The organism is Xenorhabdus ishibashii, assembly GCF_002632755.1.
Taxonomy (GTDB): domain Bacteria; phylum Pseudomonadota; class Gammaproteobacteria; order Enterobacterales; family Enterobacteriaceae; genus Xenorhabdus; species Xenorhabdus ishibashii.
The window spans coordinates 258567-272846 of sequence record NZ_NJAK01000001.1; the positions used below are offsets into that span (position 1 = coordinate 258567).

The window sequence follows — 14280 nt, forward strand, 5'->3', positions numbered from 1 at the left end:
GCTATTATTTTTTAGAATGTTTCCCAATTAGATGGGTCTTCCACATTACTGTCTTTCTTCAGCACGGGAGGATTTGTTTTATTAGCTGGAGGAGTCGACGATTTTGTCGCCGATAAAACTTCATGTTTTCTTTTTTCAGGCTGCTTCCTTTCTGCCTGCTCCGGTAACTGGAACATTGCAACCGCTTTGGTTAATATTTTGGCCTGTTCTTCCAATGCCGCTGCCGCAGCAGCAGATTGCTCAACCAATGACGCATTTTGTTGTGTGACTCTGTCCATTTCGGAAATAGCAACACCAACTTGCGTGATCCCTCTGCTTTGCTCATCAGAAGCCGATGCAATTTCCCCCATAATGTCAGTCACGCGGGTAACAGAATCGACAATTTTGTTCATGGTCTCGCCAGCGCTTTCTACTTGCATAGAGCCGGTATCTGTACGATTTACCGAGTCTTCGATCAATCCTTTGATCTCTTTAGCCGCTTCTGCACTGCGCTGTGCTAAGTTGCGCACTTCACCGGCAACCACGGCAAAACCACGGCCATGCTCACCGGCACGGGCAGCCTCCACGGCAGCATTAAGAGCAAGAATATTGGTTTGAAAAGCAATGGCATCAATGACACCAGTGATATCAGAGATCTTACGAGAACTGTCTGCAATTTCATGCATGGTTTGCACGACATTAGCGACCACTTTCCCCCCCTGACGGGCAATCTCAGAGGCGTTGTCAGCCAAGTTACTGGCTTGGCGAGCATTGTCAGCATTCTGTTTTACTGTCGCAGTTAACTGCTCCATGCTGGCGGCCGTTTCTTCCAACGAAGCCACTTGCTGTTCAGTACGAGAAGAAAGATCGTTGTTACCAGCGGCAATTTCGCTGGTGCCGGTATAGATGGTTTCGGTACTTTGGTGGACACTTCTGACCGTATTAATCAGTTCTTCCTGCATGTGTTTCAAGCCAACGGCTAACATGCCCATTTCATTATTGCCAGTTACAGTGATCGCCTGAGTCAAGTCCCCTCTCGAGAAGGCTCTGATATTATCCAGCAGTTTGTGCAGCGGATCGATCAATGCCTTACGTAAGCCAATCCAGCTTATCACTATGACCACAGCCAGCAGAGTCATCACAAGGATCAATGAAACAACGATATTGTTATAAGCTTTATCAGCTTCCAGTAATACCTGATCATAGAATTTTGAGCTTTCGGATAGATAAAAGTTAAATTCCACATTAAACGCGTTCTGATAATCTGTCGTTTTCTGGAGGAAAAACTCTTCAAACCTGTCATGCGCTAGCATGCTAACTAACTCTTTAAGCGCATTAAGGTAATCATTATGGGTATGTTTCAAACGCTGCAAATGTTCTTGATCATAAAAAGACAATTTTTCAGTCTGTTCATATTTTTCGAAGAGTCGTTCAGCACGGGCAATATTAGCCTTGGCTTCTGCCAGAGCGTCATCAACCTTATAACTACCTTCAACACCGCGATTTTTCATCACATACATGATGCCAACACGGTTTATGTTATTACGGGCTTGCAGCAGGTTAACCCAGCTCTCATCCAGATAGATTTGCTGCTCTCGCATTTTATCTATTAATTCAAAGGCTTGTATATCATTCTTCAACCCTTTGAAGAACAATCCCCCGGAGATAAGTTGCAAAGCACCAAACAAGATGATGACTGAGATTAATCCCGTCACTATTTTCATTCGGTTAAACATAACTTCCCTTTTTTACTAAATTTCTATACCGATTTTTAGAATTACAGATAGTTATCGGCACATTAAAAGGGAACTTTACGTATAATTCTAAAAATTGATTTTTTGCAGCACTTTTTTGATCTAAAACAAAAGGGCTGCTGTTTTTTATTGCAGTAGCCCCAAAACATCAATCTTTAATCAACCTTTGGCAACTGAATCAACCAATGCCATTTCTTCACTATTGAGAAGTTTTTCAATATCAACCAGAATCAGCATTCGCTCATCAATAGAACCTAGCCCCGTTAAATATTCCGTTGATAAAGTGACCGCAAACTCTGGTGCAGGACAAATTTGATCTTCTTTCAGGGACAGCACGTCAGACACACCGTCAACCACAATCCCAACAACACGGTTAAGTAAATTCAGGACAATCACAACTGTGTTGTCGTTATAGGTGATATCTTCCTGTGAGAATTTGATCCTCAAATCGATGATAGGAACAATTACCCCACGCAGGTTGGTGATCCCCTTTATAAAAGCAGGCGTATTTGCAATGCGGGTAACTTGGTCATAACCGCGAATTTCCTGCACTTTTAATATCTCAATTCCATATTCTTCATCACCCAAGGTGAAAACCAGATATTCCTTTCCGGTCGTTTCCCCCGATAATTTACTAAATTCTTCTATGGCTGACATGATGTTACCTTTTAGTGTGAAATTTTTGCCCTTCTCCTTTCAAGCGGCGCCTTTGCGGTTACGCCAGCTTGAAATTTATTGAATATCTTTTAATTGTTATTCACTAATTCCGCTTTGCGCTGAGCCAATTGTTCATGGTTAAGCTTTTGCAAAGCAGGAACATCAATGATGAGCGCAACGCTACCATCCCCCATAATGGTGGCCGCCGAAATACCCGGTACTTTGCGGTAATTGCTCTCAATATTTTTAACAACAACTTGATGTTGCCCCACCAGTTTATCCACCAGCAAGGCATAACGGCGTCCGGCACTTTGCACAATCACAGCAATGCCTTTCGTTGGCTCAGTGATCCCATTAGGGATATCGAATATGTGATACAGTTCAAGCAGAGGTAAATATTCTCCACGTACCAGCAATAGTTTTTCATCACCTGCCAATGGGTAAATATCTTCCTCTTGCGGTTGCAATGAACTTACTACCGCACTCAGTGGCAGGATGAAAACTTCCTCATTAACTCTGACTGACATGCCATCCAGTATCGCTAATGTCAGTGGCAGCAAAATGCGAATGACTGTTCCCTTTCCTGCCTGAAAATTAATCTGAATTTGTCCGCCCATATCTTGGATATTGCGTTTGACCACATCCATACCAACACCACGGCCAGAGACATCAGTTACCACTTCTGCGGTAGAGAAACCAGGAGCAAAAATCAGCATAGCCACTTCTTCGTTGCTCATATTTTCACTGACACTTAATCCCTGAGATTGTGCTTTTGCCAAAATTTTCTCACGGTTAAGCCCCGCACCATCATCAATAACTTCAATGCAAATATTTCCACCTTGATGCTCGGCTGACAGAGTTAAATTACCTGTTTCTGGTTTACCCGCAGCAAGGCGTTTTTCCGGACTTTCAATACCATGATCAAGACTGTTACGTACCAGATGTGTGAGCGGATCAATAATCCGTTCAATCAAACTTTTATCCAGTTCTGTCGAACTGCCAATGAGTGTCAATTCCACTTTCTTATTGAGTTTCCCAGCCAAATCCCGCACCAAACGCGGATAACGGCTAAAAACATATTCCATCGGCATCATGCGAATTGACATAACAGATTCTTGCAAATCACGGGAATTTCGCTGCAATTGAGCCATACAACTTAGCAATTCGCTATGTTTGGTTGGCTCCAGACCGTTACAATGCTGAGCCAGCATAGATTGGGTAATGACCAATTCACCCACTAAATTGATAAGCTGATCAACTTTTTCAACAGCAACACGAATACTGGATGATTCCGCACGTTGGCGTGGCGATCCCGCTACTGGACGTGGTGCCGGACGCCCAATTTCACGTACATCTGTTTTTTTCGCAGCATGAGTCGGCTGTGGATCATTTGCAATGGTCGTATTTGTTGCTGTGGTAGTCTCTGCTGCCGTCTCTTTTATTGGATTGCTGTCTGTTGCACTATTTTCTGTAGCAATTTTCACCGTATCGGTTGTTACTACAGCCTCTTGTTCTGTTTCAGTACCCGCATCTTCTGACTGAGATTCATTTGTTGGTAAAAAAGTGATTTGCTCAGGCTCAACCACAAAGCACAATACAGCCGTAATATCATCTTCTGTCGCAGATGTGATCAATGAAGCTTCAAGACTATTGGTAGTCTTTTCTACATCATAAAGCTCACCAAGATGTCCCAATTCATCCTTCATTAAACTGACTTCGCGTTCTTTCAATCCTGATAAATGAACACGGATCTGCCCATGATTGGATTTGCCTGCTGGAGAATGTCTCTCTTCCGGCTGATTTTCTTCGAACTGAGACGATGCTACTGCCTGTTTTTCCTTAACTTCATTTGCTACATCTTCCATCACAAGTTCAGCCTGAATCGCAGGTGATGCGGCAAAAAATTCCTCCTGCTGCCCTTGTTGTAGTTCTAATGCAAGCTGGCGCAGTGTCTCGCAGATATAATTGAATGTGTCTTCATCCGGCTCCTGAGAACTTTTATAGGCATCCAATTGTTGCTGCATAATATCTTTCGCTTCTAAAAACAAGTTGATAATGTCAATGGTCAAACGTATTTCATCACGTCTGGCGCTATCGAGCAGATTTTCCAAAACATGTGTAGTCTGTTGCAGCTTGGTAAAACCAAAAGTCGCAGCGCCTCCTTTAATAGAATGGGCGCTGCGAAATATTGCGTTTAACTGCTCATGATCAGGTTCATCGGCATCGAGCAGTAACAAATGCTGCTCCATATCAGCCAATAGTTCATCTGCTTCATCAAAAAAAGTTTGATAAAACGCGGTAATATCCATCGTTACTTACTCTGTCATCTTATTATCACCCGACGGTTCAACCGATGGCTGTTCCGATTTTGTGATTTCATGTTTTATGATCACATGGGATTGTTCGGTGGGTTGCTGAGCAGCCGCTCCCTCATTTGAATCCATTCTGATGACTTCTTGCATATCCATACTATTGTTAGCGGTCATGGCGTTACCACCACTGTTTTCCTGCTCAATCCTTTTTTCTGCATCTTTATTTAATACAATAATGCTGATACGACGGTTAACCGGCGCATTAGGTTCGATATCTTTCTGCATGTTCACAGTAGATGCCATACCCACAACGCGCAGAACTTTGGCTTCATCCAGACCACCAATCAGCAGTTCACGCCTTGATGCATTGGCACGATCAGAAGAAAGTTCCCAATTACTGTAACCCCGCTGACCGTTGGCATATTGTAAATTATCGGTATGACCAGAAAGGCTGACTTTGTTTGGAATATCGTTCAAGATCGGGGCAATTGCCCGCAATATATCGCTCATGTAACTTTCGACCTTTGAACTGCCAATCATAAACATTGGGCGATTTTCTCGATCGATAATCTGAATACGTAAACCTTCATCCATCATGTCAATCAATAGGTGAGGACGCAGCTCTTTAAGGCGAGGATCGGTAATAATTAATTGGTCAAGTTGCTGGCGTAACCGATTTAATCGACGATTTTCTTCTTTAGTTTCAACTACATTAGATTGGCGGAAAACTTCCCCATCCTGCTGGAAAATCTCATCCCCTCCCCCAGGGATCGGATTGGTGCTATCACTGCTTTTCTGTCCCTGATTGATCGCTACTTGCAAAGGGGTACGGAAATACTCTGCAATACTGGTCAATTCCTGTGGGCTAGCTATCGATATCAACCACATAACCAAAAAGAATGCCATCATTGCAGTCATAAAATCAGCATAAGCAATCTTCCATGATCCACCAGCATGGTTCGAATCATGTTTTTTACGACGCCTCTTTATTCTGACGACGGAAACATTATTCTCTCTCATAGTTATTCTTCAGCTTCTTGTTGTACAGGGGATTTGACCCGACGAACATGTTCTTCCAGCTCTGTGAACGAAGGACGATCTGTGAGGAATAATGTTTTACGACCGAATTCAACAGCAATTTGTGGTGCATAACCATGCAAACTGGAAAGCAGCGTCACTTTAATGCATTGCATCATTTTGATCTGCTCACTGCTGCGTTGACGAAGGAGTGTTGCCAGAGGGGAAACAAAGCCATAGGACAATAAGATCCCAAGGAATGTTCCCACCATAGCATGAGCAATCAACACACCTAATTCTCCTGCCGGACGATCCGCAGATCCCAGAGCATGGACGACTCCCATGACAGCCGCAACAATTCCGAATGCAGGCAATGAATCCCCTACTGCTGCCATACTAGTCGCTGGTATTTCGCTTTCCTGTTCATAAGTCTCGATTTCTTCATCCATCAAGGCTTCAATTTCATGAGGATTCATGTTACCGCTGATGATAAGGCGCATATAATCAGTAATAAAATTCATCAAATACTGATCTTTTAACAAACGGGGGTACTGTGTAAAAATATCGCTTTGGTTTGGATTTTCAATATCCCGTTCTAAAGCTAGTAGCCCATTCTGGCGGGATTTAGACAACAGACGAAACTGCAACGCCATAAGATCCATATACATTGTCTTGTTGTATTTTGATCTGCGTAATACTTTTGGTAAAACACGCAGTGTTGCCTTTATCGCCTTGCCATTATTGCCTACGATAAAAGCGCCAATTCCCGCACCTGCAATAATCAAAAATTCCGCTGGCTGATAAAGTGCGCCCATGTGACCACCGACAAGCAGGTAGCCACCAATTACCGCACCAAAAACCACGATATATCCTAAAAGTACTAACACGCGATATCCTTTAGCTAAGTTGGTGAGCAGATGGGATCTGAACAGAGAGAATTGATAAATGAAGAAAAATGTGACGACAGGTTACAGCGTTTATAATTAAACCCGTAACCTGAATTTTACTTTCCCATTTAAATTCACACAGCTTGCTGAGCAAATCCATCCAGCAGTTGTGAATTAGTATCGGCAGGTTGAGAGGAAAGTTTACGTTTTTTTACTGCCCGTGAAGGGGGCTGACAAAGACTACAAACAAAGCTATTTACTGGCTGATGAGCATGTGTAATAAAAGTTCCTCCACAACAGCGACATTGTGTTGGCTGCAACATCCCGCTGTCGACAAAACGAACCAATGTCCAGGCTCTGGTTAATGCCAGAACAGGCCCTCCTTCACTCTCTGGAGGGCATTGCTCAAGATACAGACGATAAGCTTTGACAACAGCCTCTACCCCTTCACAATGTCCACTTTTCAACAGAAAACGGTAAGCATTGTAGAACATTGACGAATGAATATTCTGTTCCCAAGTCATAAACCAATCCGTCGAAAAGGGGAGCATCCCTTTAGGCGGAGGGCTTCCCCGCAACTCTTTATACAACCGGATCAATCGGCCTCTACTTAGTTGTGTTTCACTTTCAAGCATCTGCAATCGTGCGCCTAAAGTGATGAGTTCCATTGCCAACTGAATATCTTTCGCTTCCTGAACAATACTTTTTTCAACCATCTTTACGCTCTTCTCTTGATTGAGGTGTCATCCTGGGCGGATAACTGCTGAAAAAGATGAGTAGACAGTAAGATACCTGTATGAATTTGTTGCAGATCGTCCACCCGCGATTCTTTAGTTAACTGCTGTACAGTTTCGTGGTCTTCAAACCGAAAATGGCAAATCAGTTGGTTTGTTTCAGCTAATTTTACTAACTGAGGCAATGTCAGCTCGGCCAACGTATCAGCCATCGATTCACTAATACCTAAACGGAACATCGCAGATGCTTTCTCATGGTTAATTAGCCGTTGTGCCAAAAGCAAATACGATAAATTTATGTCATAAATATGTTTGAGCAATTCAGCCGTACTCATTTCTATATATCCCGTCCGATTACATGAAAAAATCAAATTAAGTGATCAAAGAATCACTCACGACAAAATTACCAGTAGCATGAGATTCAATAATCTCCGACATAACTGAAATATACATCTTTAGCCAGAGCAGTAACTGTCCTTTGTATTACTCTTGGGATCGCCCAATTTCTAAAATATTTCGGTAATGGGTTGTAAAAATATTATTGCGTCATCTGGGTAATGCACTTGCCACAATTGATTAAGAATATTCTTAATGCTAATTAACTTTACTCCTGAATCATCAACTTATACAACGGAGAATATATGTCATTTTAAATATTATGTGATCTTGATCACAAAACTAGTGCTTTTTATTATGATTCTAGCTCATTAACTATTCAAGCAATAAAAAACTAAAAATAGTCTACAATTAATAAGTTAAATTATTTAAATAAAAATATTAGGGAAAGTTTTTGGTTTTACACGATCTATTAAGCTTATAAATCCAAAATAACGATAAAAAATCTTTCCTTTAGTTAAATTATCAATATTCTAATAAAATTTGCTTCTTGATAATGTGGGTAGATACCCATCTTCCACTATAACTTGATTTAGATCATAGTCATGCCAAATTTATTAATTAAATGTGAATACTAGTTATTAAAAAGATATCAGTATGATCATTTTTAGTTTACGATCGCACCATTTTCAAGCAGAATAAAAAACACACATACACCCACTTTGAATACAAACATCACGCAGATCACAAAAACAAGATAAAATACAGTATGATATTGAAATAAAAAAACATCTGCATCTCTATCTCTCATAAACTCAACTAACAAAGCTTTGCTAATTAAACAAAATTTAATCTCCCCCGCAATCTATCAAAGATATTTTTTTTCATCACAATCAATAAATTTATCTAAACCAAACAAGTATATACACTGCCTGCTTGTGACATAAATTTAACTAAGCAACATTTGCTGATTACTTCCCCTCTTTAGCCAGCTCACACGCACAATAAATAAGAAAAATTAATTAATTATTTTTGCATCCGTAACACAAATGATAAGAATAGCAAATGTTTTATGGGGCCTTTCAGCACAGGTAAATCAGCAGTTAAATTTTCAAATAAGGCGGCTTCTTGACTAAAAATTAATTTACTTAAATAACAAGAAATATAATTATAAAATAATTCCTAAATGCAAATTTGGCAACAACATATTATTACATAAAACCTAATTAAAAGAAGAATAAACAACTAAAACAAATATAAATAAAAACAGATATAAAAGGCAGACTTTCCTATTTAACCTTGGAATTAAACAGTAATAGATAGATTAACTTGACGTTTCAAATAAAAAAAATAAGAGGTAAATGTAACGCTATTACTTCCTTAAATTCATTTGTATTGTGATAGGAAGATCATGTTTAAAGAATAACATCAAGACCTATTCTAAATATCTGCAAAATTTTCATCATAATTAGAGTCATAATGTCATATATTCCGTATGGATTACTCCCCTAATCCACACAGAATAAGGTGTTAATTAATGAGAATTATTTACAACCATCCACCAAATCGCTGAATGTAAACCCGTTTCATCATTTGAGCAATAATACAGTAGCTTATTAATGTCCCTATTAACCATAGAAAATACTCCCACGGTAATGGTTGTAACCCAATCAGGTTACCAAATGCGGAGAATGGAATGTAAATACCAAGTACCATTATTATTAATGTCATTAATAAAACAGGGAGTGCAGCCGTACTTTGTACAAAAGGAATTTTTTGTGTGCGTAACATATGTACAACCAAGGTCTGTGATAGTAATCCTTCCACAAACCACCCAGATTGAAATAATGCTTGGTGTTCTATACTGTTAGCTGCAAACGCATACCACATCACAGCGTAAGTGGTAATGTCGAAGATAGACGAAGTAGGGCCAATCCAGAGCATAAAACGGCCTATATTCTTTGCATCCCATTTACGGGGCTTTTTCAGAAACTCCTTATCCATTTTGTCCCACGGCAAAGACAGTTGAGAAATATCGTACATTAGGTTTTGTACAAGCAAATGAATGGCTAACATCGGTAAAAATGGAATAAATGCACTGGCAACTAATACAGAAAATACATTTCCAAAATTCGAGCTAGCCGTCATATTTAAATACTTGATGATATTCCCAAACGTTTCCCTTCCCTTAATTATCCCCTCTTCTAACACCATTAAATTCTTCTCAAGCAAAATGATATCTGCTGACTCTTTTGCGATATCCGCCCCTGTATCAACTGAAATTCCAACATCGGCATCCCGTAATGCCGGCGCATCATTTATTCCATCACCAAGAAAACCAACAGTATGTCCATTATTTTGCAATGATTTTAAAATGCGTGATTTTTGCAGAGGGGTTAACTTACAAAAAACTGACCTTAATTCCACTTCTTTTGAAAGGTTTTCATCACTCATTAGCTCAATATCAGAGCCAATAAGAATATTTCCAGAATCTAAATCCATATCTCGACAAATTTTGGCCGTAACAACAGGATTATCTCCGGTCAGTACTTTAGTTGAAACGCCATTTTCCCTTAATGCCGCAATTGCCATTGCAGCACTTTCTTTTGGTGGATCTAAAAATGTTAATAAACCTTGTAGCACCATCTCCTTTTCATCTGCAACAGAAAGTGGGTGTTTCACTTCATAGTGACTTAACTCGCGAGTCGCTATGATTAGCACTCTGAAACCTTGTTCGTTATAACTGCTAACTAATTCCATTAGATTGTTGCTGCTTTCTTCAGTTAGAGGAATAATTTTCTCTTTTATCCTTATATAGGAGCAAACTGATAACATTTCCTCTGCTGCGCCTTTGCAAACTAATTGATAGTGATTAGACAAATTTTGTATAGAAATTGACAACCTGCGTCTAACAAAATCAAAAGGTAACTCATCAATTTTTCTGTAGCTGCGAAGGAAATCAAGGTCTGAATTATCGCATCCATACCTAACAATGGCTTGATCCATTACGTTTTTAGTACCACTTTGGTGAAAGCTGTTTAACCAAGCCCAATGAAGGACAGAAGTATCTTCCCTGCCTTCTGTATCTAAATAGTGCTGGAGAATAATTTTATCTTGAGTCAGTGTTCCTGTCTTGTCCGTACATAATATGTCCATTGCACCAAAGTTCTGTATTGCATTGAGTCGTTTGACAATGACTTTTTTCTTTGACATAGCAATAGCGCCCTTTGCCAGATTGGAACTGACAATCATGGGCAGCATTTCAGGTGTTAAACCAACTGCAACCGCCAGTGCAAACAATGCCGCATCAAGCCAATCCCCTTTTGTTAATCCATTGATTAAAAATACAACTGGTGCCATAACCAACATAAAGCGGATCAATAGCCAGCTAACGCTATTAACACCATGATCAAATGCAGTTTGTGCACGCGTTCCTACGATAGATTTTGCCAGTGAACCAAAATATGTTTGCTTTCCTGTCGCCACTACCATCGCAGTCGCAGTACCACTAGTCACATTGGTGCCCATTAAGCAGATATTAGAAAGTTCAAGTAACTCTGTTTCTGTTACATTATCAGGACGAGCTGTCTTGGCACTCACATGAGCCATCGTGTCATATTTTTCGACAGGGATCGCTTCCCCCGTCAAAATTGCCTGGCTGATAAATAAATCTCTGGACTCAATTAAGTATAGATCTGCTGGGATCATGTCTCCGGCAGATAAATAAACAATATCTCCCGGAACCAGGTACTTGATTGGAATTTCTTTTTTCTGTGATTTGGTATTGCCAGAAGGGCGTCTCAAAATTGTTGCGGTTGTATTCACCATTGATTTTAAGGCTTCCGATGCCTTATTTGTTCGATATTCCTGCCAAAACCGAAGTAATCCGCTTAATGTAACCATTATTAGAATAATAATGACACCCGTAAGCTCTGTTTTTTCTCCGTTGAATGATGGCAACAAGTATTCAGTACAAAAACTGATTGTAGCCAGTAGTAGCAATACATAGATAAATGGATTGTGGAAAGCTGTGATAAGTTGCATCAGGGCATGGGGTTTCTTTTCATGCGCAACTTCATTAATACCATACTGCCTTAAACGTTCTATGGCATTATCATCAGTTAAACCCAATGTACTACCGTTAAGATCAGTAAGGATATGTTCAAGGCTCTGGTTAGCTCGTTTCGCGACGATAAATTCTTTTTCCTTGAAAAAATTGGCTGATTTATTCGTGTATTTCTCAGTCATAACGCGTTCTCTATATTCAGTTTACAATAGCAACTATCCCGTTTTTGTAAGGGATAATTTCCATATAAAGTTTTTATGCGTCGCCTATCTGAGAAACAAAATGACTTACTCCATAGGCAACACCTCATTTGGTATAAAGGGAGGGGCATCGTCCATATTGGTTCCTTATTGATATGAAATTGTGGAATTAATAACAAAAAAATATTCTAAGCTGGTAGTTCAGCCGCAATTTTCCAATTAACTGAAGTGACGCTTTTTTCCAAACTCACTCGACATACAATCGATTCGATTTCTCTTTGATCCGCAGGCGTTGCCAATATTTCCGCACAAACCTCAAGCCTGCCAGGCTGAATAGCATCTGCACTGCTCAATGATTGTAATCTGACACCTAACCCATTGAGGGCTTGTAAAATCAAAGTTCTTACCAAAATTTCATCATTTATGTCACAAACAATATGGATCTTATAACGCTGCTCCAGATCTATAGCTTGCTGGTGCGACTGAGTATTAATTTGTTGCGCGATCTCCCGCAGTAAAATGTTTGCGCAGAGAATAATCGCAGTAGCAATGCCAGCCGCCCAGTATTGCCCCATGCCACACAACTCACCTATTCCCGCAGAACACCATAATGTTGCTGCTGTATTTAAACCACGAATGCTCATTCCCTGACGCATAATCACGCCAGCACCAAGAAAACCAACTCCAGAGATAATTTGTGCAGCAATGCGATCAGGATTTCCATCAGAAGCACTCATTGCAGTAATCATGAAAAGTGCAGCACCTGTTGATACCAAGGCATTGGTTCTTAATCCTGCCATACGTTGGCGCCATTGGCGTTCAGCCCCAATCAAGGCGCCGAAACACAGCGCGGATAGTAAGTGCATTGCGATAGATGTTAACAACATGGGATTCTCCATAACATCAAATGGATAGAAATATTCTAAGTCCTTCAAGTTATTGATTGTGGACTTGATTGATTAGTGCAAGCTTGAAATTTGTTAGATGCAGAACATCACGTACATAAAGGCGGCTCATTTAATTTTATTTGCTGAGCTTTTTATTGGTTGCGTTTTTAATTCGTTATGAAACTAATACGCAGAGAATAGCCTGAAGAGACAATCTCTTCATAGTACATAGAATATTCTGGCGACGAATCTTTAATCGATTATTCGTATGTTCCCGGAGGGAATAAGGAGTGAGTATATAACCACATCATGTATACCCCGATATTCTTCAGTTAATACCTTACTAAGAATTCCAACTGAGTAGATCCTTAGCATTGGATGATTTTTCTTCAGGCGGGTACAACTCATGAAGTTAAAGCAGTACCGCTCACCATTTCAGGTAAGCAGCAAATCGAAGGGAGATGAACAGCTTACCAGATTATTTTTTATTTAAATAAAAACTTCGACTGTCCAATTGATCGTTCTCCAATAGAATTTGTGGGGGAGTATAAACAGTTAAAATTAACAAGTAAAGGCCTTAATCAAGCAGATTGTTCCACAAAACAGAAATGGTTTTTTGTTTTATCAAGTTACCTTTCACTAAGTTATTCTTATCAACTAAATAAATGAACTAAGAAAATTTTAGCATTGAACACATAAAATAAGATTTTAAGATCCGTGAAATAAATTTCATGGTGCAGAAAAGCACAGCGCAAGAAAACAAAAAGCCCGCCACGGCATTCGCGCTGGCGAGCTTAAATAAGGCATAAAGGCAGAAATTAGATAGCAGTTACGTTTGCTGCTGCTGGGCCTTTAGCACCATTTTCAATGGTGAATTCTACGTTCTGGCCTTCTGTTAAGGTTTTGAAACCGTTACCTTGAATGGCAGAGAAATGTACGAATACGTCTTTGCTACCATCAGCTGGAGTGATGAAACCAAAGCCTTTAGATTCGTTAAACCACTTCACTTGACCTTTCATTTTGTCAGACATTTGACTTTCCTATATATCAAAAAAAACTCGCCACCTCGGGCATGTGTTGGCCAGTATCAGCTATTACTTATGGAGGCACTAAGAAGGAAACGGTCAACAAAGGCTACCAAGGATAGCACTTACACATAACTCATTAACTCAAGATGTCGTACATAAAGTAGGTCTGTTAATCAGGCCAAACGCATTAACGCATGACCGCACGCGAATATCAACCTTTTTATGTATTATCGTTTTAAAAAAAACTCAGGCGCTCAATATTAGAACAGAATAATATAATAAACAGGTTTTTTTATAATTTTATTTGATTTATTCAACTTTTTCTTAGCAAGAAAAATATAACATATTGTTTGCCAACAATAACAATTTGCCAAATAAATTAAAGCAATTGCTATACAGGTATAGATTCAGGACATGCTAACC

General features: G+C 39.8%; 10 protein-coding genes. All 10 read right to left on the bottom strand.

Features of this window, described 5'->3' with window-relative positions:
* Nucleotides 1–11 precede the first annotated feature (11 nt).
* The 10 genes from Xish_RS01070 to cspE all read right to left on the bottom strand — a co-directional run bounded on the left by Xish_RS01070 (nt 12) and on the right by cspE (nt 13860).
* A complete protein-coding gene (locus tag Xish_RS01070; RefSeq protein WP_099116330.1) occupies nt 12–1715 on the bottom strand; it encodes a methyl-accepting chemotaxis protein in 1704 nt (567 codons plus the stop codon).
* Nucleotides 1716–1892: 177 nt separating this feature from the next.
* Nucleotides 1893–2390, bottom strand: coding sequence for a chemotaxis protein CheW (gene cheW, locus Xish_RS01075; RefSeq protein ID WP_099116331.1), 498 nt, complete (start codon nt 2388–2390; stop codon nt 1893–1895).
* 89 nt (nt 2391–2479) lie between these two features.
* Nucleotides 2480–4699 (bottom strand): chemotaxis protein CheA, encoded by a 2220-nt coding sequence (gene cheA / locus Xish_RS01080; RefSeq protein ID WP_099116332.1) that lies wholly within the window; start codon nt 4697–4699, stop codon nt 2480–2482.
* Between the two features lie 6 nt (nt 4700–4705).
* Nucleotides 4706–5722, bottom strand: coding sequence for a flagellar motor protein MotB (gene motB / locus Xish_RS01085; RefSeq protein WP_099116333.1), 1017 nt, complete (start codon nt 5720–5722; stop codon nt 4706–4708).
* 2 nt (nt 5723–5724) lie between these two features.
* Entirely contained in the window at nt 5725–6606 is an 882-nt protein-coding gene (gene motA / locus Xish_RS01090) for a flagellar motor stator protein MotA (protein WP_099116334.1), read from the bottom strand.
* 134 nt (nt 6607–6740) lie between these two features.
* Complete coding sequence (gene flhC, locus Xish_RS01095) at nt 6741–7322, bottom strand: flagellar transcriptional regulator FlhC (RefSeq protein WP_099116335.1); 582 nt, start codon at nt 7320–7322, stop codon at nt 6741–6743.
* Nucleotides 7323–7324: 2 nt separating this feature from the next.
* A complete protein-coding gene (flhD, locus tag Xish_RS01100) occupies nt 7325–7675 on the bottom strand; it encodes a flagellar transcriptional regulator FlhD (RefSeq protein ID WP_099116336.1) in 351 nt (116 codons plus the stop codon).
* Nucleotides 7676–9224: 1549 nt separating this feature from the next.
* Nucleotides 9225–11924 (bottom strand): magnesium-translocating P-type ATPase, encoded by a 2700-nt coding sequence (gene mgtA, locus Xish_RS01105; protein WP_099116337.1) that lies wholly within the window; start codon nt 11922–11924, stop codon nt 9225–9227.
* Between the two features lie 206 nt (nt 11925–12130).
* Nucleotides 12131–12829: an MgtC family protein gene (locus tag Xish_RS01110; protein WP_244185868.1), complete on the bottom strand. Its 699-nt coding sequence runs from the start codon at nt 12827–12829 to the stop codon at nt 12131–12133.
* An 818-nt stretch (nt 12830–13647) separates the two neighbouring features.
* Nucleotides 13648–13860: a transcription antiterminator/RNA stability regulator CspE gene (cspE, locus tag Xish_RS01115; protein WP_047766586.1), complete on the bottom strand. Its 213-nt coding sequence runs from the start codon at nt 13858–13860 to the stop codon at nt 13648–13650.
* Nucleotides 13861–14280: the final 420 nt, after the last annotated feature.